General features: G+C 61.0%; 18 protein-coding genes. 9 read left to right on the forward strand and 9 right to left on the reverse strand.

Going from position 1 to position 21,587, the window contains the following annotated elements:
* Positions 1 to 124: 124 nt before the first annotated feature.
* The 5 genes from ACLH1I_RS02215 to nifH are packed head-to-tail and all read right to left on the reverse strand — an operon-like array spanning position 125 to position 5,020.
* Positions 125 to 787 carry a NifB/NifX family molybdenum-iron cluster-binding protein gene (locus tag ACLH1I_RS02215; protein ID WP_151628755.1) on the reverse strand — a complete coding sequence of 221 codons (663 nt, stop codon included), beginning with the start codon at positions 785 to 787 and terminating at the stop codon, positions 125 to 127.
* A 10-nt stretch (positions 788 to 797) separates the two neighbouring features.
* Positions 798 to 1,016: a putative nitrogen fixation protein NifT gene (gene nifT, locus ACLH1I_RS02220; protein ID WP_004203557.1), complete on the reverse strand. Its 219-nt coding sequence runs from the start codon at positions 1,014 to 1,016 to the stop codon at positions 798 to 800.
* 39 nt (positions 1,017 to 1,055) lie between these two features.
* On the reverse strand, positions 1,056 to 2,618 hold the full coding sequence (nifK, locus tag ACLH1I_RS02225; RefSeq protein ID WP_151628753.1) for a nitrogenase molybdenum-iron protein subunit beta: 1,563 nt from the start codon (positions 2,616 to 2,618) through the stop codon (positions 1,056 to 1,058).
* A 55-nt stretch (positions 2,619 to 2,673) separates the two neighbouring features.
* Positions 2,674 to 4,122: a nitrogenase molybdenum-iron protein alpha chain gene (nifD, locus tag ACLH1I_RS02230; RefSeq protein WP_004203555.1), complete on the reverse strand. Its 1,449-nt coding sequence runs from the start codon at positions 4,120 to 4,122 to the stop codon at positions 2,674 to 2,676.
* 16 nt (positions 4,123 to 4,138) lie between these two features.
* Complete coding sequence (nifH, locus tag ACLH1I_RS02235; protein ID WP_004203553.1) at positions 4,139 to 5,020, reverse strand: nitrogenase iron protein; 882 nt, start codon at positions 5,018 to 5,020, stop codon at positions 4,139 to 4,141.
* Positions 5,021 to 5,423: 403 nt separating this feature from the next.
* Here nifH and nifJ point away from each other — a divergent pair, with 403 nt between their 5' ends.
* A complete protein-coding gene (nifJ, locus tag ACLH1I_RS02240) occupies positions 5,424 to 8,939 on the forward strand; it encodes a pyruvate:ferredoxin (flavodoxin) oxidoreductase (protein WP_099441894.1) in 3,516 nt (1,171 codons plus the stop codon).
* A gap of 16 nt (positions 8,940 to 8,955) precedes the next feature.
* On the opposite strand, the gene ACLH1I_RS02245 is transcribed toward nifJ, so the two are convergent.
* Complete coding sequence (locus tag ACLH1I_RS02245) at positions 8,956 to 9,264, reverse strand: ArsR/SmtB family transcription factor (protein WP_151628751.1); 309 nt, start codon at positions 9,262 to 9,264, stop codon at positions 8,956 to 8,958.
* 240 nt (positions 9,265 to 9,504) lie between these two features.
* Here ACLH1I_RS02245 and fusA point away from each other — a divergent pair, with 240 nt between their 5' ends.
* On the forward strand, positions 9,505 to 11,607 hold the full coding sequence (fusA, locus tag ACLH1I_RS02250) for an elongation factor G (protein ID WP_198080110.1): 2,103 nt from the start codon (positions 9,505 to 9,507) through the stop codon (positions 11,605 to 11,607).
* 222 nt (positions 11,608 to 11,829) lie between these two features.
* Here the strand turns inward: fusA and sbcB are convergent, their stop codons facing one another.
* Positions 11,830 to 13,254, reverse strand: a complete 1,425-nt coding sequence (gene sbcB / locus ACLH1I_RS02255; protein WP_198080108.1) for an exodeoxyribonuclease I — start codon at positions 13,252 to 13,254, stop codon at positions 11,830 to 11,832.
* Between the two features lie 180 nt (positions 13,255 to 13,434).
* On the opposite strand from sbcB, the gene dacD reads away from it, so the two are divergent.
* The 6 genes from dacD to cobT all read left to right on the forward strand — a co-directional run bounded on the left by dacD (position 13,435) and on the right by cobT (position 19,051).
* A complete protein-coding gene (dacD, locus tag ACLH1I_RS02260; protein WP_004203546.1) occupies positions 13,435 to 14,598 on the forward strand; it encodes a serine-type D-Ala-D-Ala carboxypeptidase DacD in 1,164 nt (387 codons plus the stop codon).
* A 185-nt stretch (positions 14,599 to 14,783) separates the two neighbouring features.
* Complete coding sequence (gene sbmC / locus ACLH1I_RS02265) at positions 14,784 to 15,257, forward strand: DNA gyrase inhibitor SbmC (RefSeq protein ID WP_062914130.1); 474 nt, start codon at positions 14,784 to 14,786, stop codon at positions 15,255 to 15,257.
* A 98-nt stretch (positions 15,258 to 15,355) separates the two neighbouring features.
* A complete protein-coding gene (locus ACLH1I_RS02270) occupies positions 15,356 to 16,414 on the forward strand; it encodes an FUSC family protein (protein WP_004203544.1) in 1,059 nt (352 codons plus the stop codon).
* A gap of 167 nt (positions 16,415 to 16,581) precedes the next feature.
* The gene (locus ACLH1I_RS02275; protein ID WP_002911883.1) at positions 16,582 to 16,905 is read left to right on the forward strand and encodes a DUF496 family protein; all 324 of its coding nucleotides are present in this window, start codon (positions 16,582 to 16,584) and stop codon (positions 16,903 to 16,905) included.
* A gap of 310 nt (positions 16,906 to 17,215) precedes the next feature.
* Positions 17,216 to 17,956 (forward strand): adenosylcobinamide-GDP ribazoletransferase, encoded by a 741-nt coding sequence (gene cobS, locus ACLH1I_RS02280; protein ID WP_017899696.1) that lies wholly within the window; start codon positions 17,216 to 17,218, stop codon positions 17,954 to 17,956.
* A gap of 27 nt (positions 17,957 to 17,983) precedes the next feature.
* The gene (gene cobT, locus ACLH1I_RS02285; RefSeq protein ID WP_151628745.1) at positions 17,984 to 19,051 is read left to right on the forward strand and encodes a nicotinate-nucleotide--dimethylbenzimidazole phosphoribosyltransferase; all 1,068 of its coding nucleotides are present in this window, start codon (positions 17,984 to 17,986) and stop codon (positions 19,049 to 19,051) included.
* Positions 19,052 to 19,085: 34 nt separating this feature from the next.
* On the opposite strand, the gene ACLH1I_RS02290 is transcribed toward cobT, so the two are convergent.
* Positions 19,086 to 20,195, reverse strand: a complete 1,110-nt coding sequence (locus ACLH1I_RS02290; RefSeq protein ID WP_198080165.1) for an adenosylhomocysteinase — start codon at positions 20,193 to 20,195, stop codon at positions 19,086 to 19,088.
* Positions 20,196 to 20,393: 198 nt separating this feature from the next.
* On the opposite strand from ACLH1I_RS02290, the gene ACLH1I_RS02295 reads away from it, so the two are divergent.
* Positions 20,394 to 21,125: an HPP family protein gene (locus ACLH1I_RS02295; RefSeq protein WP_017899693.1), complete on the forward strand. Its 732-nt coding sequence runs from the start codon at positions 20,394 to 20,396 to the stop codon at positions 21,123 to 21,125.
* A 21-nt stretch (positions 21,126 to 21,146) separates the two neighbouring features.
* Here the strand turns inward: ACLH1I_RS02295 and ACLH1I_RS02300 are convergent, their stop codons facing one another.
* Positions 21,147 to 21,536, reverse strand: coding sequence for a tautomerase family protein (locus tag ACLH1I_RS02300; protein ID WP_004203532.1), 390 nt, complete (start codon positions 21,534 to 21,536; stop codon positions 21,147 to 21,149).
* Between the last annotated feature and the right edge of the window lie 51 nt (positions 21,537 to 21,587).

A 21,587-nucleotide genomic window follows, 5' to 3' on the forward strand; every position in this document is an offset into this window, starting at 1 on the left:
GCCCAACCCCCCGCTGTCACTTTTGTCCCTGTCCTGCGGCGCTTGCCTTGCTGAAAGAAAGGATGTCCCTGCAGGGGTAAAAAAAGGCCCGCGGGGTCGGCGGGCAACAAGCACAACACAACGATTAAAAAACACGTTCCTCCAGAGGGTTATCCCGGTTGAGGCGCTTCGCCAGCCACGGCGGCAGCCGACCGGCCAGCATCGCGCTCACCGCGGCGCACTGCGCCTGAATCGTCGTGCCCGGCGGCGCTTTCATCGGATGGATCTGATGGCGGATCAACCTCGCGGCGGCAGGCCCGCCAATCTCCTGACAAAACAGCAAATGGCAATCCTTCAGTAGCCTGGCGCGCATCTCGCTGGCGTCAGACACCGCCGAAGGGGAGGCATAGCGGCGCAGATCCTCCAGCCAGCCGCCCTGGTCATCGAAGGTATAGATAAAAAACAGCCGGTTCTGGCCAAAATGGCCATTGATGGCCAGGCCATCCTGCGAACAAAAGGCGACCCGCAGCTGCGGCGTTCGCTGAGGGTGGCGGGCGATGCGCAAATGGCCGGGCAGCGCCCCCTGCAGGCAGGCGATGACCCGCGCCCAGCGGGCCGGGGACATCACCGCCGTCGCCGAAGGAAAGCTGGCGGCCAGCTGAGACTGCGTCAGGGTGGTTAAGCGTGCCGGGGTCAAGGTCTCGCCGCACTCCTGCGCCAGCCAGTCGACGACTTGCACCGGCTGCAGCTCCGGCAGCGTCTGGAACAGCGCCAGCAGACGCCAGAAAAGGGTATCGTTATCGGACATTTCCAGCTCCTTATAGCAGCGTGCTGCGGGTGGCGCGCAGGCTTATCGGGAAGACCGGCCGCCCCGGCTGCGGATTGACGTAGTAGCGACGCCCCCCTTCAAGGGCAATCGCGCCGCCCCAGCGGTCGGTCTCGTCATGTTCGACCTGGAGCACCCGAGCCTCCAGATCCTGTTTGGCGATATAGGCATACAGCGCCTCGCCGCGCTCACGGAAAATCACGATGGGCATACTCCCTCCTGGCCCCGCCTGCGGCGGGGCGCCTGATGGTTAACGAACGAGGTCGAAGCTGTAATCGGTTTTGCCCAGCTGGCTGGTGTCGTGGTCCAGTTTTTCCAGCACGGCGTTCACCAGCGTCGTGACGATGTTCATTGCGCCTTCATAGCCCCAGGTGGTCTGGCGGTGCAGATGATGGCGGTCGAACAGCGGAAAGCCGAGACGGATCAGCGGCACTTCGAAGGCTTTGCCCTTCGCCAGGGTATCGCGCTGGATAAACTTGCCGTAGGAGTTACCGATCATAAAGTCCGGCTGGCGGGTGAACATCAGCGACCGGAAGTGCCACAGGTCGCAGTTGATGAACACTTCGCTGTCCTGGCCGTACGGCGAGGCATCGAGCATTTTCTTCATCGCTTTTTGCCAGCGTTTATTGGCGTTATGGCTGAGGATCACCGTCGGCTCGCAGCCCAGCTCCAGCAGGAAGCGCGTCAGGCCCATCACGAAATCCGGATCGCCATAGAGGCCGAATTTTTTGCCGTGCAGCCAGGTGTGGGAGTCCAGCATCATGTCCACCAGCCGGCCGCGCTCCAGGGTCAGGGCGTCGGCGATCGGTTTGCCGGTTAGCTGACTGACGGTCATCAGCAGCGCGTCGGTAGCGGCCAGACCCAACGGAACGGCCACCTCCGTCGCGGGCTGATTCCACATCTCCTGAACCACCTTTTTGCTTTTCACCAGCTGCCACGGCTGCAGCAGCAGGGTGTCAATGGCGTCCGGCGCGGTTTTGATCTCCTGCTGGCTGGTGCCGCCGGCGTACATCCGGTAATGGCCGTCGGCGGGGGTGTCGAGCACCTCGGATGGGTCGGAGAGCAGGCTGCACGGGACATCCATCTGCGCCATCATCCGCTTCAGCACGCGGAAGTTGCCGAGATAGGTCTCAAATCCGGTCACCAGATTGAGCTTTTGCAGTTTGCCCGGCTGCCCGGCGTAGTCAGCGGTAAAGGTCTTCGCGAACCCTTCGAACATATTGTCCCAGCCGGTGACATGGCTGCCGATAAAGCTGGGGGTATGGGCGTAAGGAATGGCGATGCTGTCGTCGACAAATCCCTCTTTTTTGGCATTGGCGATAAACGCCTGCAGATCGTCGCCGATCACCTCGGCCATGCAGGTGGTGGAGACGGCGATAATCTCGGGTTTATACAACGCGCTGGCATTCTGCAGGCCCAGATTCATGTTGTTGTTGCCGCCGAACACCGCCGCGTCCTCGGTCATGGAGTCGGAGACGCAGGCCACCGGCTCTTTAAAATGGCGGTTAAAGTAGGTGCGAAAATAGGCGACGCAGCCCTGGGAGCCGTGCACGTAGGGCAGGGTACCGGCGAACCCCAGCGCGCAGAGTACGGCGCCGAGCGGCTGGCAGGCTTTGGCCGGGTCGACGGTCAGCGCCTCGCGCTGGAAGTTCAGCGCTTCATACTCGGCGGTGGTGGTCCAGGCAAACACCTCCTGGACGCGCTGTGCGTCGTGCGCCTCTTCAAGGCTCTTTTTGTTCTGGAACAGGGTCTGGTATTCATCCTGTTCAAACAGCGGATAACAGCTGAGAATTTTATCGATCGTTTGGCTCATGGTGTTCTCCTCCCGCGCCACAAATCGGTGGACTGACGGGATAGTGAAGGGGCAATCACGCAGACTTCAGCCACGGGGCAGTCAGTTCGTTCCACGCCGGATTGTTCAGGGTCATATCCATATCGCGGGCAAAGATGGCGAAGCCGTCATAGCCGTGATAGGGGCCGGAATAGTCCCAGGAGTGCATCTGGCGGAACGGCACCCCCATTTTCTGGAAGATATATTTCTCTTTGATCCCGGAGCCGATGAGGTCGGGCTTCAGCGCTTTGACGAAGGTCTCCAGCTCATAGCTGCTGGCATCGTCAAACAGCAGAGTGCCCTCTTTCAGGTCCGGCAGGGTGCGGTCGTAATCATCGTTATGGGCAAACTCGTAGCCGGCGGCGATGATCTCCATCCCGAGATCCTCATAGGCGCCGATGACGTGGCGCGGCCGCAGCCCCCCCATGTACAGCAGCACTTTGCGCCCCTCCAGCCGCGGGCGATATTTGGCGATGATGGCCGCCATCTGCCCCTCATATTTGGCGATCACCGCTTCCGCATTGGCGCGAATGGTGTCATCAAATTGATCGGCGATTTTGCGCAGTGATTCGGCGATTTTGGTCGGGCCGAAGAAGTTATATTCCATCCACGGGATCTGATGTTTCTCCTCCATATGGCGGGCGATATAGTTCATCGAGCGGTAGCAGTGGACGAGGTTGAGCTTAACGAACGGGGTGTTCTCCATCTCCACCAGGGTGCCGTCGCCGGACCACTGCGCCACTACCCGCAGCCCCATCTCTTCCAGCAGAATGCGCGAGGCCCAGGCGTCGCCGCCGATGTTGTAATCGCCAATGATGGCGACATCGTACGGGGTGCTGGCAAACGGCTGCCCTTCGCGATTGTTCAGCACCCAGTCGCGCACCACGTCGTTGGCGATATGGTGGCCCAGCGACTGTGAGACGCCGCGAAAGCCTTCGCAGCGCACCGGGATCACCGGTTTTTCCAGCGCCTTGCTGCTGGCGTTGGCCACGGCGCTGATGTCATCGCCGATGAGGCCCACCGGGCACTCCGACTGGATAGTGATCCCTTTGGTCAACGGGAACAGCAGCTCCATCTCTTCGATCAGTTTGCTCAGCTTTTTATCGCCGCCGAAGACAATATCGCGCTCCTGAAAATCAGAGGTGAAGTTCAGGGTGCCGAAGCTGTCGACACCGCTGACGCCGGTATAGTAGTTGCGCCGTCCGGCGCGCGAGTACTGGCCGCAGCCGATGGGGCCGTGCGAGATATGGGCCATGTCTTTGATTGGCCCAAACACCACCCCTTTCGAGCCGGCGTAGGCGCAGCCGCGCACGGTCATCACTCCGGGCTGCGATTTACGGTTCGAGATAATGCACTTGCCGACGCTCTCCATCTGCGGATCGCTGATCATCATGTGCTTTCTGCGCTCTTTGCGCGCGGTTTCGGGAAACACCTCCAGGACTTCCTGGATGAGCGCAAGGTTACGTTCGCCTGTTGCGTTGGTCATGGTGAGGATCCTGTACTCAGGCCGCGTTTTCTTCAGCGGCGGTTTTACCAATGATGCTGGTGTCTTCTTCTTCCATGATGCCGAACTCCATCAGCAGCGACTCCAGCTCGTCCATGGTGCAGGGGGTCGGCACCACTTTTTTGGTGTTATTGACGATCTTCTGCGCCAGTTGACGATATTCGTTGGCCTGCTGACAAGTCGGGTCGTACTCGATCACCGTCATCCGGCGGATCTCCGCGCGCTGCACAATGTTGTCGCGGGGAACGAAGTGGATCATCTGGGTGCCAAGCTTCTCCGCCAGGGCGATGATCAGCTCATCTTCGCGGTCGGTTTTACGCGAGTTACAGATCAGGCCGCCGAGGCGTACCTTGCCGGATTTGGCGTACTTCACGATCCCTTTGGAGATATTGTTGGCGGCATACATCGCCATCATCTCGCCGGAGCAGACGATGTAGATCTCCTGGGCTTTGTTTTCGCGGATCGGCATAGCGAAGCCGCCGCAGACCACATCGCCGAGGACGTCATAGAAGACGAAATCCAGATCTTCTTCATAGGCGCCTTCTTCTTCGAGGAAGTTGATGGCGGTGATCACCCCGCGTCCGGCACAGCCGACGCCTGGCTCCGGGCCGCCGGATTCGGCGCAACGGACATCGCCATAGCCGATTTGCAGCACGTCTTCGAGCTCCAGATCCTCGACCGAGCCCACTTCCGCCGCCATCTCCATAATGGTGTTCTGGGCTTTCGCATGGAGGATCAGACGGGTGGAGTCCGCCTTCGGATCGCAGCCGACGATCATCACTTTCTTACCCATCTCGGCGAGAGCCGCGACGAGATTCTGGGTGGTGGTGGATTTACCGATACCGCCTTTACCGTAGATAGCGCATTGACGCATGGTCATGGTGACTTCTCCTGTTGTTGAGTGTTTGCCAGCAGAGAAGTGCAGGGAACATACCAGCTGTAATTTTTTATTTATGCGTTTGATAAGTAAGTATTTTTTGTAAATCGGCCGCGCAGGGGGCCTGCGCAAACGGCACAATAACGCCACCAAATGTGCGAAACAGAACAATTTCCCGCCACCGGCCCGGCGCGGCGCTTTGTCGCCTGTTCAACAGCTTGTCGCGCCCTGTGTCTTATTCCCCGCAATTCCGCCGGACGGATCTGCGCCTTTCTTCCCTTAACCTGTTGAATTAATAAGCGACAGGCGGCAATTCGCGAGCTGGCACAGGCTGTGCTTGAAGAGGAAACAGGGTTTGCCGCGGGCTGTCGCGGTAAAGAGAACGCTCACCTTCGAGGATTGAACGATGTCCGGAAACATGAAAACAATGGATGGCAACGCGGCGGCGGCCTGGATCTCCTACGCCTTTACCGACGTGGCGGCCATCTATCCCATCACCCCCTCCACGCCGATGGCGGAAAATGTCGATGAATGGGCCGCTAAGGGGAAAAAGAACCTCTTTGGTAGACCGGTGCGCCTGATGGAGATGCAGTCTGAAGCCGGTGCCGCCGGGGCGGTGCACGGCGCGCTGCAGGCGGGGGCGCTCACCACCACCTACACCGCGTCGCAGGGGCTGCTGCTGATGATCCCCAATTTATACAAAATCGCCGGGGAGCTGCTGCCGGGCGTCTTTCACGTCAGCGCCCGGGCGCTGGCGACCAATTCGCTGAATATTTTTGGCGACCATCAGGACGTGATGGCGGTGCGCCAGACCGGCTGCGCCATGCTGGTGGAGAATAACGTTCAGCAGGTGATGGACCTGTCGGCGGTGGCTCACCTGGCGGCGATCGCCGGGCGGATACCGTTTATCAACTTCTTCGACGGCTTTCGTACTTCGCACGAAATACAGAAGATCGAGGTGCTGGCGTATGAGCAACTGGCGACGCTGCTGGACCGCCCGGCGCTGGAGCGCTTTCGTCGTCAGGCGCTGCACCCGGATCACCCGGTGATCCGCGGCACCGCGCAAAACCCGGATATCTACTTCCAGGAGCGGGAGGCCGGTAACCGCTTCTACCTCGCGCTGCCCGATCTGGTGGAAAGCTATATGGCGAAAATCACCGCGCTGACCGGGCGGGAATATCACCTGTTTAATTACCACGGCGCGCCGGACGCCGAGCGGGTGATTATCGCCATGGGCTCAGTGTGCGACACCGTCCAGGAGGTGGTGGAGACGCTCAATGCGGCGGGGGAGAAGGTGGGGCTGCTCAGCGTTCATCTCTATCGGCCGTTCTCGCTGGCGCACTTCTTCGCCCAACTGCCCGCCAGCGTGCAGCGTATTGCCGTCCTTGACCGCACCAAAGAGCCGGGGGCGCAGGCAGAACCGCTGTGCCTCGACGTTAAGAACGCCTTCTATCAACGCGACGATGCGCCGCTGATCGTCGGCGGCCGCTACGCGCTCGGCGGTAAGGACGTGCTGCCCAACGATATCGCCGCGGTGTTTGATAACCTCAGGCAGCCGCTGCCGAAGGACGGCTTTACCCTGGGCATTGTCGATGATGTCACTTTTACCTCGCTGCCCGCCCGGCAGGAACCGCTGGCGGTCTCCCATGCCGGGATCACTGCCTGCAAATTCTGGGGCATGGGCTCGGATGGTACCGTCGGGGCGAACAAAAGCGCCATCAAGATCATCGGCGATAACACGCCGCTCTACGCTCAGGCCTACTTTTCCTACGACTCGAAAAAGTCCGGGGGGATCACCGTCTCACACCTGCGCTTTGGCGATCGGCCGATCACCTCGCCCTACCTGATCCACCGGGCCGATTTTATCGCCTGCTCTCAGCAATCCTATGTCGACCGCTACGACCTGCTGGAGGGGCTGAAGCCGGGGGGCACTTTTCTGCTCAACTGCAGCTGGTCCGAGGCGGAGCTGGAGCAGCACCTGCCGGTCAGCGTCCGGCGCTATCTGGCGCAGGAAAAGATCGACTTTTATACCCTCAACGCGGTGGACATCGCCCGCGAGCTGGGCCTCGGCGGGCGCTTTAACATGCTGATGCAGGCGGCGTTCTTTAAGCTGACGGCCATTATCGATCCGCAAACCGCGGCGGACTATCTCAAGCAGGCGGTGGAGAAAAGCTATGGCAGCAAAGGGGCGAGCGTCATTGAGATGAACCAGCGGGCTATCGAGCTGGGGATGGCGGCGCTGCGTCGGGTGACGGTTCCCGCCCACTGGGCGACCCTCGAGGCGCCGGCGCCGCAGGCGACAACCCTGATGCCGGACTTTATCCGCGATATTCTGCAGCCCATGAACCGCCAGCGCGGCGACCTGCTGCCGGTGAGCGCCTTCGCCGGGATGGAAGACGGCACCTTTCCCTCCGGCACCGCCGCCTGGGAGAAGCGCGGCATTGCCCTGGAGGTGCCGGTCTGGCAGCCCGACGGCTGCACCCAGTGTAACCAGTGCGCTTTCGTCTGCCCGCATGCGGCGATCCGCCCGGCGTTGCTGAGCGCTGAAGAGCAGGACGCGGCGCCCGCCGGGCTGCTGAGCAAACCGGCCCAGGGGGCCAAAGACTACCACTATCATCTGGCTATCTCGCCGCTGGACTGCTCCGGCTGCGGCAACTGTGTGGAGAGCTGCCCGTCGCGCGGCAAGGCGCTGCAGATGGTCTCCCTCGACAGCCAGCGCGCGATGGCCCCGGTCTGGGATTACGCCCTGGGGCTGGCGCCAAAAGACAACCCGTTTCGCAAAACGACGGTCAAAGGCAGCCAGTTCGAAACGCCGCTGCTGGAGTTTTCCGGCGCCTGTGCGGGCTGCGGCGAAACACCCTATGCCCGGCTGATCACCCAGCTGTTTGGCGACCGGATGCTGATCGCCAACGCCACGGGCTGTTCTTCGATTTGGGGCGCCAGCGCGCCTTCAATGCCCTATACCACCAACCACCGCGGCCACGGGCCGGCCTGGGCAAACTCGCTGTTCGAGGATAACGCCGAGTTCGGGCTTGGCATGATGCTTGGCGGCCAGGCGATCCGCCAACAGATCGCCGAGGAGATGACCCGCGCCCTGGCCCTGCCGGTCAGCGACGCGCTTCACGCCGCGATGCGGCAGTGGCTGGCGCAGCAGGATGAGGGGGAGGGGACCCGCGAACGCGCGGACCGCCTCAGTGCGTTGCTGGCGGCGGAAAAAGAGGGGGTTCCGCTGCTGGAGCAGCTCTGGCAGAACCGTGACTATTTCGTCCGGCGTTCGCAGTGGATCTTCGGCGGCGATGGCTGGGCCTACGATATCGGCTTCGGCGGCCTCGATCATGTGCTGGCCAGCGGGGAAGACGTCAATATTCTGGTGTTTGATACCGAGGTCTACTCCAACACCGGCGGCCAGTCGTCCAAGTCGACCCCGGTGGCGGCGATCGCCAAATTTGCCGCGCAGGGGAAACGCACGCGGAAAAAAGATCTCGGCATGATGGCGATGAGCTACGGCAATGTTTACGTCGCCCAGATCGCCATGGGCGCCGATAAAGATCAGACCCTGCGGGCCATCGCCGAGGCCGAAGCCTGGCCGGGGCCGTCGCTGGTGATCGCCTACGCCGCCTGTATCAACCACGGTCTGAAAGCCGGGATGCGCTGCAGTCAGCGCGAGGCGAAGCGGGCGGTGGAGGCGGGATACTGGCACCTGTGGCGCTATCATCCGCAGCGCGAAGCCGAGGGCAAAACGCCGTTTATACTGGACTCCGAAGAGCCGGAAGAGAGCTTCCGCGACTTTTTGCTCGGCGAGGTGCGCTATGCCGCGCTGCACAAAACCACACCGGATCTGGCGGACGCCCTGTTCCGGCAAACGGAGGACGATGCCCGGGCCCGTTTCAGACAGTATCAGCGGCTGGCGGGGGAGGAGTAGGCTGTCGGTTAGCGATTCATGGCTGCTGCATCACGTTCAGCAGCGTATCCAGCAGGCCGGGAAAACGGGCGTCCAGATCTTCCCGGCGCAGCGAAATCATATTCTCCCGTCCCTGAGGCCGCTGCCAGATCACACCGCTGTCGCGCAGGACGCGCCAGTGGTGGGTCATGGTGGACTTGGCCACCCCTTCCTGACGCAGCGCGTTGCAGCTCTGCTCGCTGCCGTCGGCCAGCGTGCGGATGATCTCCAGTCGCAGCGGGTTGCCGAGCGCGGAAAGGACATTTTCCAGGCGAATTTGTTCTCGTTCGGGGTGATTGGCGATCATAATAATCCTGTGTCGGCGTTGGCGCGGCGCATGGCGGTCGCAGCCCGTATCGGCGGCTGGCGGCTACTATACCCAAACTCCAGGTCTGATACCACGCGCGCCGCCGCAACCTGACCAATCATAATAATAGTCAAAATAGTTCGAATATACTCGTACAATTGTACTATCATAAGCGGCAGTGAAATGAACTGCGGATCATTCCGACCGCAGACTGACAGTCAAAACGACTAAGGACGCATCATGCCCCGACCCATCCCCCTCGAACGTTATCGCAACATCGGTATCTCCGCGCATATCGATGCCGGTAAAACCACCACCACCGAGCGCATCCTGTTTTACACCGGGATGAGCCATAAGCTGGGTGAAGTACACGATGGCGCGGCAACCACCGACTGGATGGCCCAGGAGCAGGAGCGCGGGATCACTATTACCTCGGCGGCGGTGAGCTGCTTCTGGCCGGGTATGGACCGCAGCTTCGAGCCGCACCGGATCAATATCATCGACACCCCGGGGCACGTGGATTTCACCATTGAGGTGGAACGTTCCATGCGCGTGCTCGACGGCGCAGTGATGGTGTATGACTCCGTCGGCGGAGTGCAGCCCCAGTCGGAGACCGTCTGGCGCCAGGCGAATAAATACCATGTCCCGCGGCTGGCCTTCGTCAACAAGATGGACCGCCCCGGGGCGGATTTCTTCCGCGTGGTGCAGATGATGGTCGACCGCCTGAAGGCCAACCCGGTGCCGATTGTCATCCCCATTGGCGCCGAAGAGCATTTCACCGGCGTCGTCGACCTGGTGAAAATGCGTGCCATCCTGTGGGATGACGCCACTCAGGGCATGACCTTCAGCTACGGGCCGGTCCCTGACGATCTGCTGGCGACTGCCCGCGAGTGGCGGGAGAAAATGGTCTCGGCGGCGGCGGAGGCCAGCGACGCGCTGATGGACAAATACCTCGAAACCGGCGAGCTGGACGAGGCGGAGATCGTCGCCGGTCTGCGCCAGCGCACGGTGAAGGGGGAAATCCAGGCGGTGCTCTGCGGGAGCGCCTTTAAAAACAAAGGTGTGCAGCGCATGCTCGATGCGGTGGTGGAGCTGATGCCGTCGCCGCTGGATATTCCGGCGATACAGGGCGTGGATGAGAAAGGCCAGCCGGCGGAACGCCATCCGAGCGACGATGAGCCGCTGTCGGCGCTGGCGTTCAAACTGATAACCGACCCCTACGTCGGCCAGCTGACCTTTATCCGCGTCTACTCCGGGACGCTGAAGAAAGGCGATGCGGTGTGGAACCCGGTGAAGGGCAAGAAAGAGCGCATCGGGCGTATCGTGCTGATGCAGGCCAACGATCGCCATGAAGTTGACGAACTGCACGCCGGGGATATCGCGGCCTGCGTTGGGCTGAAGGATGTGACCACCGGTGATACGCTATGCGATCCGGATGCGATTATTACCCTTGAGCGCATGGAGTTTCCGGAGCCGGTGATTTCGCTGGCGATTGAGCCGAAGACCAAAGCGGACCAGGAGAAAATGGGCATCGCGCTGCAGCGGCTGGCGGCGGAAGATCCGTCGTTCCGTCTGCATACCGATGAAGAGTCCGGCCAGACGATTATCTCCGGCATGGGCGAGCTGCATCTGGAGATCATTGTCGACCGGATGAAGCGCGAGTTTGGCGTTGAGGCCAACATTGGTCGTCCGCAGGTCACCTACCGCGAAACCCTGCGCAAGAAAGTGACGGACGTGGAAGGCAAATTTGTGCGCCAGTCCGGCGGTAAAGGACAGTACGGGCACGTCGTGCTGACCCTGGAGCCGCTGGAGCCGGGCAGCGGTTTCGTCTTCGAGGACGCCACCAAAGGCGGGGTAGTGCCGCGCGAGTACATCCCTTCCGTGGAGAAAGGGCTGCGCGAAGCGATGGGCACCGGCGTGCTGGCGGGCTATCCGGTGGTTGACGTGAAAGCGACCCTGACCTTCGGGTCGTACCACGACGTGGACTCCTCGGAAATGGCGTTCCGCATGGCGGCGATCTTCGGATTCCGGGAAGGGGCGCGCAAAGCGGACCCGGTGATCCTTGAGCCGGTGATGCATGTGGAGGTGGAGACGCCGGAAGAGTACGCCGGGAATATCATGGGCGATCTCTCTTCCCGTCGCGGGATGGTGCAGGGGATGGAAGAGCGCTTCGGCAGCCAGATCATCCGCGCCGATGTGCCGCTGGCGGAGATGTTTGGTTATTCCACCACGCTGCGCTCGATGTCTCAGGGACGAGCAACCTACAGCATGGAGTTCCACCACTACGCGGAAGCGCCGCGCAACGTAGCGGATGAAATCATCGCCAGCCGTGCGAAAAGTTAAGCCAGTCATCCCGGGTAGCGGCTAGCGCCTTACCCGGGCTACTCTGGTACCAGCGTCCAGGCCCGGTAAGGCGAAGCCGCCACCGGGCAAAAAGGTAAGCACGAACTGGGGAGGCAATGCCCGGCGGCGCTGCGCTTGCGCGTGCCTGCGGTCAGGCGTCCTCCCCGGTCATCGTTTGTAGCCCGGGTAAGGCGTTAGCCGCAACCCGGGCATATCTGCCAATCAGACGATATCCTGAGCGTACTGCCACAACGCCTTCAGCTGCGCCAGCTTCTCTTTATCATCCGCATACTCCTGATACAGCATCTGCAGCTCATCGGCATAGGCCTGCAAAAACTCAGGCGTAAATACCTGACGACGGTGTTCTAACCAGCGCTGCTGCTCATGTTCATCGAGCGTGCCGGGGAAGTTGCGCGCCCGGTAGTTAAACAGCAGGCGTTCGATGCGCTTGTCGGCGAAGGTGATATCCAGCGCCGGCAGATTGCGCGGTTCGGTTTCCAGCACGATTTTCATCGCCGCGCGGTCGGCATCGCTAAAGAACCCATTGTAAAGCTGGGCGTCGACGTTTTCGGACGGCACGAACGGCTCGGCTTCGGCATAGACCGCCACCACTTTCTCCCGCACCTGCGGATTCGCCCGCAGCAGCTGGGCATTCTCCAGACAGCGTTGAATGGAGATCCCCAGCCGGTCGGCATCCTGCGGGCGCAGGGTATTGGCCTGGGCCAGCACCGGACATTTGTTCAAATGCACCAGCTTAATCGGCGCCGCCGGAAGATCGCCAAGCTCGGCGCGCGGGGTGTAAAGCCGCTCGTGCAGGGCGTCGGCATCCAGTTCCAGCAGCGGCGCCATATCCCCCGCCAGATCGACCATGATCACCGCATTGCGGTTTTCCGGATGCCAGGCCAGGGGCGCCACCAGGCTGGTGTTGCCGCGCGCGGCGCCGAACATGCCGGAGACATGCACCAGCGGCTTCATTTGCGGCACGTCGATGAGCGTCGCCAGCTTGCGCTTATTGCGGTGGCTGTAGAGATAGTCAAACAGCCGCGGCTGCCGGGTTTTCACCAGCTTCGCCATGGCGATGGTGGCGTAAACGTCGGCCATCGCGTCATGGGCGTTCTGGTGTTCAATACCGTTGGCGACGGTCAGATGTTCAAGCCGGAAGCTCGGCAGACCCTCGTCATTCTCCGGCCAGGCGATCCCTTCCGGACGCAGGGCATAGCAGGCGCGCATCACGTCGAGCAGATCCCAGCGCGAGTTATCGTGCTGCCAGCTCCAGGCATAAGGGTCATAGAAGTTGCGATAGAAGATATTCCGCGTCACTTCGTCGTCAAAGCGCACGTTGTTATAGCCGACGATGCAGGTCTGCGGCACCGTGAACAGATCGTGGATGCGGCGGGCAAACGCGGCCTCGTTATCCCCTTTGGCCAGCGCTTCCTGCGGGGTGATCCCGGTGATCATCACCGCCTGCGGCTGCGGCAGATAATCGTCAGCGGGCTTGCAGTAAAAGACCTCGGGCTCGCCGAGCACGTTTAACTCCGCGTCGGTGCGGATGGCGGCGAACTGCGCCGGCCGGTCGAGGGAAGGGCTGGTGCCGAAGGTTTCATAATCGTGGAATAAAAATCCGGGCTGGTTGACGCTATCTTGCATAGTCTGTTCATTATCCGTGGTGGCGTGCGACCGGTATGGTAAACGATTTGCCCGGTCATCAGAAGGGTAACGGCAAGCAACTTCCTCTGCTGTGTCATATTTTCTTGCAATTAAACCCTGATATGAAACGCGAAGTTCCGTAAAAAGGACGGCGGATCTGTAAATCTAGAGGATATGCCGTTGAAAGGCCGTTTGTTTATTGCTGTATCTTTGCTCGCTTCGAGCGTTTCCTGCGCATTTGCCGTCGACTTACCTGCTACGGTCGCGCCGCCTTCCATTCAGGCTGGCTCCTGGGTGCTGATGGATTACACCACCGGTCAGGTGCTGACCGCGGGTAACGAACATCAGCAGCGTAATCCTGCCAGCCTGACCAAACTGATGACCGGCTACGTGGTCGATCGCGCCATCGACAGCCATCGTATCACCTTTGACGATATCGTCACCGTAGGTAAAGACGCCTGGGCGAAGGGCAACCCGGTGTTCGACGGGTCATCCCTGATGTTCTTAAAGCCAGGGGACCGCGTCAGCGTCCGCGACCTCAGCCGTGGGCTGATTGTCGACTCCGGCAACGACGCCTGCGTCGCGCTGGCCGACTATGTCGCCGGCGGCCAGCCGCAGTTTGTCGCCCTGATGAATCAGTATGTCGAAAAACTGCATCTGCAGGACACCCATTTCGAAACCGTCCACGGCCTTGATGCCCCGGGCCAGCACAGTTCGGCCTATGATCTGGCGGTGCTGTCGCGGGCGATTATCCATGGCGAGCCTGACGTCTACCACATGTACAGCCAGAAAAGCCTGACGTGGAACGGCATTACCCAGCAAAACCGGAACGGTCTGCTGTGGGATAAAACCATGAACGTCGATGGCCTGAAAACCGGCCACACATCGGGCGCCGGGTTCAACCTGATCGCCTCGGCGGTGGATGGCCAGCGCCGGCTGATCGCCGTGGTGATGGGGGCCGACAGCCCGAAAGGCCGCGAGCAGCAGGCCGCGAAACTGCTGCACTGGGGGCAGCAGAACTTCGACACCGTGCAGGTGCTGCAGAAGGGGCAGAAGGTCGGCACCGAGCGCATCTGGTACGGCGATAAAGAGCAGATTAAGCTCGGCACCGATCAAGATTTCTGGTTAGCGCTGCCGAAGGCGGAAGTATCGCGGATTAAGGCGAAATACGTGCTGGATAAAAAGGATCTGGAGGCGCCGATCGCCGCCAACCAGCGGGTCGGCGAGATTTCGCTGTATGACGGCGACAAGGTCGTGGGCCACTATCCGCTGGTCACCCTCGAAAGCATTAATAAAGGCGGGGTGTTCTCGCGAATGAGCGATTACCTGCACCACGAGCTGTAACCATGCCAACCGCCTCTTTGCAGGCGGTTTTTTTTCGCCTGCCGCCCGGCAGACGCGGCGACAAAATCGCCGTTTTTTTCATCAGCCGCAATGGCGACTCTGTGAATTCGCGCACATACTGAGGGGGGATCTCCTGCTAGATTAACTGTATATTTATACAGTAATATGTTCACGAAGGAGGCAAGATGAACTACAGCGTCACCACCCTCGGCAAGAAAATCATTGCCGGTTTCCATCTGGTCGGGCCCTGGGATCAAACCGTCAAGCAGGGGTTTGAGCAACTGATGATGTGGGTTGAGAACCATCAGGTGCCCGCCCGCGAGTGGCTTGCCGTCTACTACGATAACCCGGAGGACGTGCCAGCGGAAAAACTACGCTGCGCCACCGTGGTCGCCGTTGACGAGGATTACGTCATTCCCGCCAACAGCGAAGGGGTGATACTGGCGGCGATTGCCGGCGGGGATTACGCCTGCGCCCGCGCGCGAGTGGTGGATTACGATTTTGCTACCCCGTGGATGCAGTTTTTCGACAGCCTGCTGCAGAGCACGGCGTATCGCATCGCCCCCCAGCCCTGCTTTGAGGTCTATCTTAACGACGGCAACCACGACGGCTACTGGGATATCGACATGTATGTCCCCGTTGAGCGCGTCGCGTCGTAGCGGTTTACCCCTGTTCCGGACAAGGATTTTTACATTCCCGGCATGCTCCGGGCGAAAAAGCAGTTACAATTGGCCTTTTCGTTTTGCCGGAGAGGGTTGTGCGCGCTGATAAATCACTCAAGCCATTTGAGATCCGCTTGTATCGCCATTATCGGGTGGTGCATGGTGTGCGGATTGCGCTGGCCTTTGTGCTCACCTTTTTGCTGGTGCGGCTGCTGAACGTGCCCGAGGGGACCTGGCCTCTTATCACCCTGGTGGTGGTGATGGGGCCGATCTCCTTCTGGGGCAACGTCGTGCCGCGGGCGTTTCAGCGCATCGGCGGCACGATCCTCGGCTCGGCGCTGGGGCTGGTGGCGCTGAAGCTTGAGCTTATCTCCCTGCCGCTGATGGTCCTCTGGTGCGCAGCGGCAATGTTCCTCTGCGGCTGGCTGGCGCTGGGCAAGAAACCCTATCAGGCGCTGCTGATCGGCATTACCCTGTCGGTGGTGGTCGGGGCGCCGCCCGGCGATATGCATACCGCGCTGTGGCGAAGCGGCGACGTGATCTTCGGCTCGCTGCTGGCAATGCTGTTTACCGGTATCTGGCCGCAGCGGGCGTTTATCCACTGGCGTATCCAGATGGCCAGCTACGTCACCAACTTCAACCGCCTCTACCAGGCCGGCTTCTCGCCAAATCTGGTGGATCGGCCGCGCCTGGAAAAACATCTTCAGCAGGCGCTCAACGACGTCGTCAAAATGCGCGGGCTGATCACTCCCGCCAGCAAAGAGACGCATATTCAGAAGGCGATCTTCGAGGCTATCCAGACCGTCAGCCGCAACCTCGTGTGCATGCTGGAGCTGCAGATTAACGCCTGGTGGGCAACCCGTCCGGGTCACTTCGTGATGCTCAATGCGCACACCCTACGCGAGACGCAGCAGATGACCCAGCAGACGCTGTTGGCCATCGCCCACGCGCTGTACGAAGGAAACCCTCAGCCTGTGCGCGCCAACAATGAAAAGCTGAATGAGATTGTCCTCGAACTGCGCCAGCTGATGAAAGAGCAGGGGGACGACAGCCTGGCGGAAACCCCGATCCATGGCTATGTTTGGCTCTCAATTGAACTGGCACGCCAGCTGGAGCTGCTGTCGCATCTGATCTGCCGCGCATTGCGCAAATAAGCACCAGATGCGCTGGGTAACAGCATGGGTTGTTTCGATTCAGCAGCGTTTAGGGTTATGATAAACGCAAAGGAAAAAACATTGTCATCAGCGACTGCTAGCAGTTATGTTAGCCCTATAACGCAGTCGCTTTACGAATCCGAATCTCAATTATTAGGGGTGTAAAAATGGAAACAACTAAGCCTTCTTTCCAGGACGTACTGGAGTTTGTTCGTCTGTACCGTCGTAAGAACAAACTGCAGCGTGAAATTCAGGACGTTGAGAAAAAGATCCGTGATAACCAGAAGCGCGTTCTGCTGCTGGACAATCTCAGCGACTACATCAAGCCGGGCATGAGCGTGGAAGCTATCCAGGGCATCATCGCCAGCATGAAGAGCGATTACGAAGACCGCGTTGATGACTACATCATCAAGAATGCCGAGCTGTCCAAAGAGCGTCGCGACATCTCCAAAAAACTGAAAGTGATGGGCGAAGCCAAAGTCGAAGGCTAATGCCTGCTGTCCGGCGGCGGTCAGCGTCGCCGGGCTGTTCTGCACTACCAGCTCCTGTCTCTTTTTCTGCGAAAACTTTGTCCCGGCAACTGCCTCTCCTCACCGACTCTTTGCTATACTGCCCCGCGAAAACGTATTGATATCGGAAAGGTTTCTCTCATCCTGGCCGGGCATCTGACGCAGCGGCGTCAGGGCGATATCTCAACACCTCTCACCTCTCCGACGATCGATTCGCCAGAAGACAAACTCAGGTGCTGACCGGGCGCGACAGAACTCTTCCGCTGCTTTCGCCGACAGGAGTCAACCCCACGTGATTAAGTCATTCTTTGCTGCACTCTCGTTTATCAGCCGTCTGCCGGTCCCGGCGCGGTTATCCCAGGGGCTGGAGATCGAACAGTACCAGCGCAGTATCGTTACCTTCCCGCTGGTCGGTTTACTGCTCGGCGCCATCGCCGGCGCGGTGGTGTACCTCCTGCAGCCATGGTGCGGCGTCCCGCTGGCGGCGCTGTTCGGCGCGCTGGCGCTGGCGCTGCTCACCGGCGGATTTCACCTTGACGGGCTGGCCGATACCTGCGACGGCATCTTCTCCGCCCGCACCCGCGATCGGATGCTGGAGATCATGCGCGACAGCCGGCTGGGTACCCACGGCGGGCTGGCGCTGATTTTTGTGCTGGTGGCCAAGGTGCTGGTGGTCGGCGAACTGCTGCTGCGCGATGTCAACCCCATCGCAGCGCTGGCGGCGGCCTGCGCCGTCGGTCGCGGGATGGCGGTACTGCTGATGTATCGCCATCGCTATGCGCGGGAAAAAGGGTTGGGCAATCTGTTTATTGGCAAAATTAGCCTGCAGCAGACGCTAACGACGTTGGCGATAGCGATCGCGCTGGCCACCGCCCTGCTGGGGCTGCAGGGGCTGCGCGCCGCGCTGATCGCCCTGGTGCTGATCGGGGGCCTGGGGTGGGCGCTGAAGCGCACCCTCGGCGGGCAGACCGGGGATACCCTCGGAGCGGCGATCGAGCTGGGCGAATTATTCTTTTTACTGGCGCTACTGTAAGGCCTGGCATCCACGGTGAGGAACAGAATGGACACACTTTCGGCGTTACTGGCTGCCATTCCGCAGCCCGATGTGGCGGGCATGGCGCGCGCGCAGCAGCATATTGACGGCCTGTTAAAGCCGCCCGGCAGCCTTGGCCGTCTGGAGAGCCTGGCGGTGCAGCTGGCCGGTCTGCCGGGGCTGCAGGGGCAGCTGGCGCTGAGCGATAAAGCCATCGTGGTCATGTGCGCCGACCATGGCGTCTGGCATGAAGGCGTGACCCCTTCGCCGCAGGCGGTGACGGCCATTCATGCCGGCAATATGGTGCGGGGCAACACCGGGGTCTGCGTGCTGGCGGCGCAGGCCGGGGTGAGAGTGGAGGTGGTGGATGTCGGCATCGACGCCGAGCCGCTGCCGGGCCTGATCAACCTCAAGGTGGCCCGCGGCAGCGGGAATATCGCCCGGGCGGCGGCGATGAGCCGTCAGCAGGCGGAGACGGTGCTGCTGGCCAGCATGCGTTTCACCCGCCAGCTTGCCGCCGACGGAGTGAAAGTCTTTGGCGTGGGAGAGCTGGGGATGGCTAATACCACTCCGGCGGCAGCGACGATCAGCGTCCTGACCGGCAGCGACCCCGACGCGGTGGTGGGCTGCGGGGCTAATCTGCCGCTGGCACAGCGGGGCCATAAGGTGGCGGTGGTGCGCCAGGCGATCGCTTATAACCAGCCGAACCCGGCGGACGGGCTGGACGTGCTGGCGAAGGTGGGCGGTTTTGATCTGGTGGGCATGACCGGGGTGATCCTCGGGGCGGCTTCCTGCGGTCTGCCGGTGGTGCTGGATGGTTTCCTCTCCTACGCTTCGGCTCTGGCGGCCTGCCGCATGGCCCCGGCGGCGCACCCGTATCTTATCCCTTCGCACCTGTCGGCGGAGAAAGGGGCGCGGATCGCCCTCGACGCGCTGGGTCTGCGCCCGTATCTCGATATGGACATGCGCCTGGGGGAGGGCAGCGGCGCCGCGCTGGCCATGCACCTGCTGGATGCCGCCAGCGCGATGTACCATCAGATGGGGACCCTGGCGCAGAGCAACATTGTGCTGCCCGATAGCGCGCCAACGTCCTGAAGATAAAGCGCATCGTTTCGACGATGCGCCGGGTTTACAGCGCCTGCTGCCAGACCGCCTGCGGTAGCAGGTAAACCTGCGCCGGGGCGCGCATACCGTCGCTGACAATATGACCGATACCGCTGGCCATCACCGCCAGGGTGACGTCAAAGGCGTTCAGGCTGTCGCCGAAGCCGGCGGTCAGGTTGAGCATCGAGCCATTGGCCATCAGGTAGACGGTTTTGTCAGCCATGCGGTAGGCGTTGATATACGGCATCACCTCTTCCTGAGGATACTGGCGCAGGTATTCGCCGTCGATCTCTTCCGCCACGTGGCCGACGTTAAGGATAAACACTCCCGCTTTCGCCCGGTCCAGCGCCTGGCGATTAACCACGTTTTTACCGCCTGTCGCCGTGGCGACCACGTCCGCCGAGGCGATAGCCTCCTGGAGATCGACCACGTGCCAGCCGTCATAGGCCGCCTGCAGTCGACGGGCAGGATCGATCTCCGTCACCATCACCTGGCCGCCAAAAGCTTTTGCCGCCGCCGCGACGCCCTGGCCAACCAGGCCGTAGCCGATTACCAGCACTTTTTTCTCATGCAGGGTGAGATGAGTGGTCTGGAAGAAGGTATGCCAGGCGGTGAGTCCGACCATATGGCGGTTATGCAGCCCCTCTTTGACCGGCAGATCGTCCCAGTTAAAGATCGGATAGCCGGGCTGAATATCCCCCAGCCGATTGACGCCGGAGCCGGTGGCTTCCAGACCCGCCACGATGTTGCCGAACTCGCCGCGCTGGTGGAGGAGGGGGGTGATATCGGCTCCCATTTCGCACAGGTGAGTCGGCTGCCAGGCGATCGCTTTTTCCCATGACTGTTGCCAGTCGGCATCGCTCATATTGCGCCAGGCGCAGGCCTCGGCGCCATGCTCCACCAGCCAGGCCACCACGTCGTCCTGCACGGTGGTGGGGTTACAGGTGGTTAAAAAGACCTGAGCGCCCTTGTCGAGGATCCCCTGCACCAGCGGGATCATTTTCATGTCGAGGTGCATACAGCAGGCCAGGCGGACGCCGCTGAGGTCGGGCAGGGCGGCGACCTGGCGCAGGGTACGCGGCATATTCTGGCTGGCCCATGCCACTTCTTTCGCTAAAGAGATTTTATTATTCACTGGGTTATGACCTTCAGTTCGCAAAGGGGTATCCCCCTGACAGAAAAGGGATTCTATCAGTCCGGGCGAGAATTCACAGCCCTGTGCCGCCTGGAAATCGCCGCCCGTGCAATCCCCTGCGAAATACAGGGTTGTTAATGAAAGGTTAAAAAAAGAAAATAAAATATAAGTTATTCCTATGATCTGAGCGATAAAGCGATGTTGAGTGTCATTCCCGCGGGCCTGTTTTCACGGCTGCGGATTTTCCTTGGGCGGTTGAAGCCGCATGCGCTGCCGGTGGCTCGACGGCATATTGTGCTGGGATCCATCGGCGCCGGCACCGGCCTGGCGGTGACCAGCATGTTCAGCCACTGGCTGCTGGGCGAAGTTAACCTGTGGTTTATTGCCCCCATGGGCGCCTCGGCGGTACTCCTGTTTGGCGTGCCGAGCAGTCCGCTGGCGCAGCCGTGGTCGATTGTCGGCGGCAATGTGCTGTCGGCGCTGATCGGCGTCACGGTGGGTATGCTGGTGCCCGACCCGGCGCTGGCCTGCGGGCTGGCGGCGGCGCTGGCCATCGCCGGAATGTATTTTCTGCGCTGCCTGCATCCTCCCGGCGGCGCGGTGGCCCTGACGGCGATCCTCGGCGGCGCCGGGGTGCACAGCGAAGGCTATCACTTTGTGCTGACGCCGGTGCTGCTCAACTCCCTGATGCTGGCGCTGCTGGCCATCGTGTTTAACAATCTGGTTGGCCGCCGCTACCCCCATCCGCTGGCGGCAGAGGAGGTCAAATCCCGGACGGTGCCGCTGGGCATTTCGGTTACCCGGGAAGATATTCACGCCGCGCTGCTGGAAGGACAGTTCCTCGATATTGACGAAGACGATGTCCAGGAACTGCTGGAAAATATCGAACAGCAGGCGCGCCAGCGCATCGCGGCGGCTGGCCGCCGCTGACAGCGCTCTCCCGGCCGCGGGTTAAAGATCGCCGGTAAGATACTGGGCGACCCCGCGGCCAAAGCTCCAGTCGCCTTTCTGGTTGCTGATAATCGACACCATCAGATCATCGCCGCTCAGGCCGCAGTGTTCCGCCAGCTCCTCCTGCAATATGGCGAAGAAGCGCTGCTTCTGCGCGTCGCTGCGCGGGCTGGTATAGACCCGCACCACCACCAGATCCCGCGTGCGGGTCAGTCCGAGACCGGTATCTTCAATCACCATATGATGGGCCTTGTTTTCGTGAACAATCTGGTAGCGGTCGCGTTCCGGTACCTCGAAGGCGCGCAGCACGGCGCGATGAGCGGCATCCAGCAGGGTTCTGATCTCCTGTTCCGTACGGCCTTCAATCAGATCAAATGTCAGTAATGGCATGCAGGTGTTCCTTATCGTTAGGCAATAATCGCGGTCTGATAAAGATGCTAG

Source organism: Klebsiella sp. 1SOBk10mer (assembly GCF_046602535.1).
Lineage (GTDB): Bacteria > Pseudomonadota > Gammaproteobacteria > Enterobacterales > Enterobacteriaceae > Klebsiella > Klebsiella quasipneumoniae.

Coding starts and splice junctions, on each gene's coding strand:
- ACLH1I_RS02215 (WP_151628755.1), bottom strand. CDS start 787: ATGTCCGATAACGATACCCTTTTCTGGCGTCTGCTGGCGCTGTTCCAG.
- nifT (WP_004203557.1), bottom strand. CDS start 1,016: ATGCCCATCGTGATTTTCCGTGAGCGCGGCGAGGCGCTGTATGCCTAT.
- nifK (WP_151628753.1), bottom strand. CDS start 2,618: ATGAGCCAAACGATCGATAAAATTCTCAGCTGTTATCCGCTGTTTGAA.
- nifD (WP_004203555.1), bottom strand. CDS start 4,122: ATGACCAACGCAACAGGCGAACGTAACCTTGCGCTCATCCAGGAAGTC.
- nifH (WP_004203553.1), bottom strand. CDS start 5,020: ATGACCATGCGTCAATGCGCTATCTACGGTAAAGGCGGTATCGGTAAA.
- nifJ (WP_099441894.1), top strand. CDS start 5,424: ATGTCCGGAAACATGAAAACAATGGATGGCAACGCGGCGGCGGCCTGG.
- ACLH1I_RS02245 (WP_151628751.1), bottom strand. CDS start 9,264: ATGATCGCCAATCACCCCGAACGAGAACAAATTCGCCTGGAAAATGTC.
- fusA (WP_198080110.1), top strand. CDS start 9,505: ATGCCCCGACCCATCCCCCTCGAACGTTATCGCAACATCGGTATCTCC.
- sbcB (WP_198080108.1), bottom strand. CDS start 13,254: ATGCAAGATAGCGTCAACCAGCCCGGATTTTTATTCCACGATTATGAA.
- sbmC (WP_062914130.1), top strand. CDS start 14,784: ATGAACTACAGCGTCACCACCCTCGGCAAGAAAATCATTGCCGGTTTC.
- ACLH1I_RS02275 (WP_002911883.1), top strand. CDS start 16,582: ATGGAAACAACTAAGCCTTCTTTCCAGGACGTACTGGAGTTTGTTCGT.
- cobT (WP_151628745.1), top strand. CDS start 17,984: ATGGACACACTTTCGGCGTTACTGGCTGCCATTCCGCAGCCCGATGTG.
- ACLH1I_RS02295 (WP_017899693.1), top strand. CDS start 20,394: ATGTTGAGTGTCATTCCCGCGGGCCTGTTTTCACGGCTGCGGATTTTC.
- ACLH1I_RS02300 (WP_004203532.1), bottom strand. CDS start 21,536: ATGCCATTACTGACATTTGATCTGATTGAAGGCCGTACGGAACAGGAG.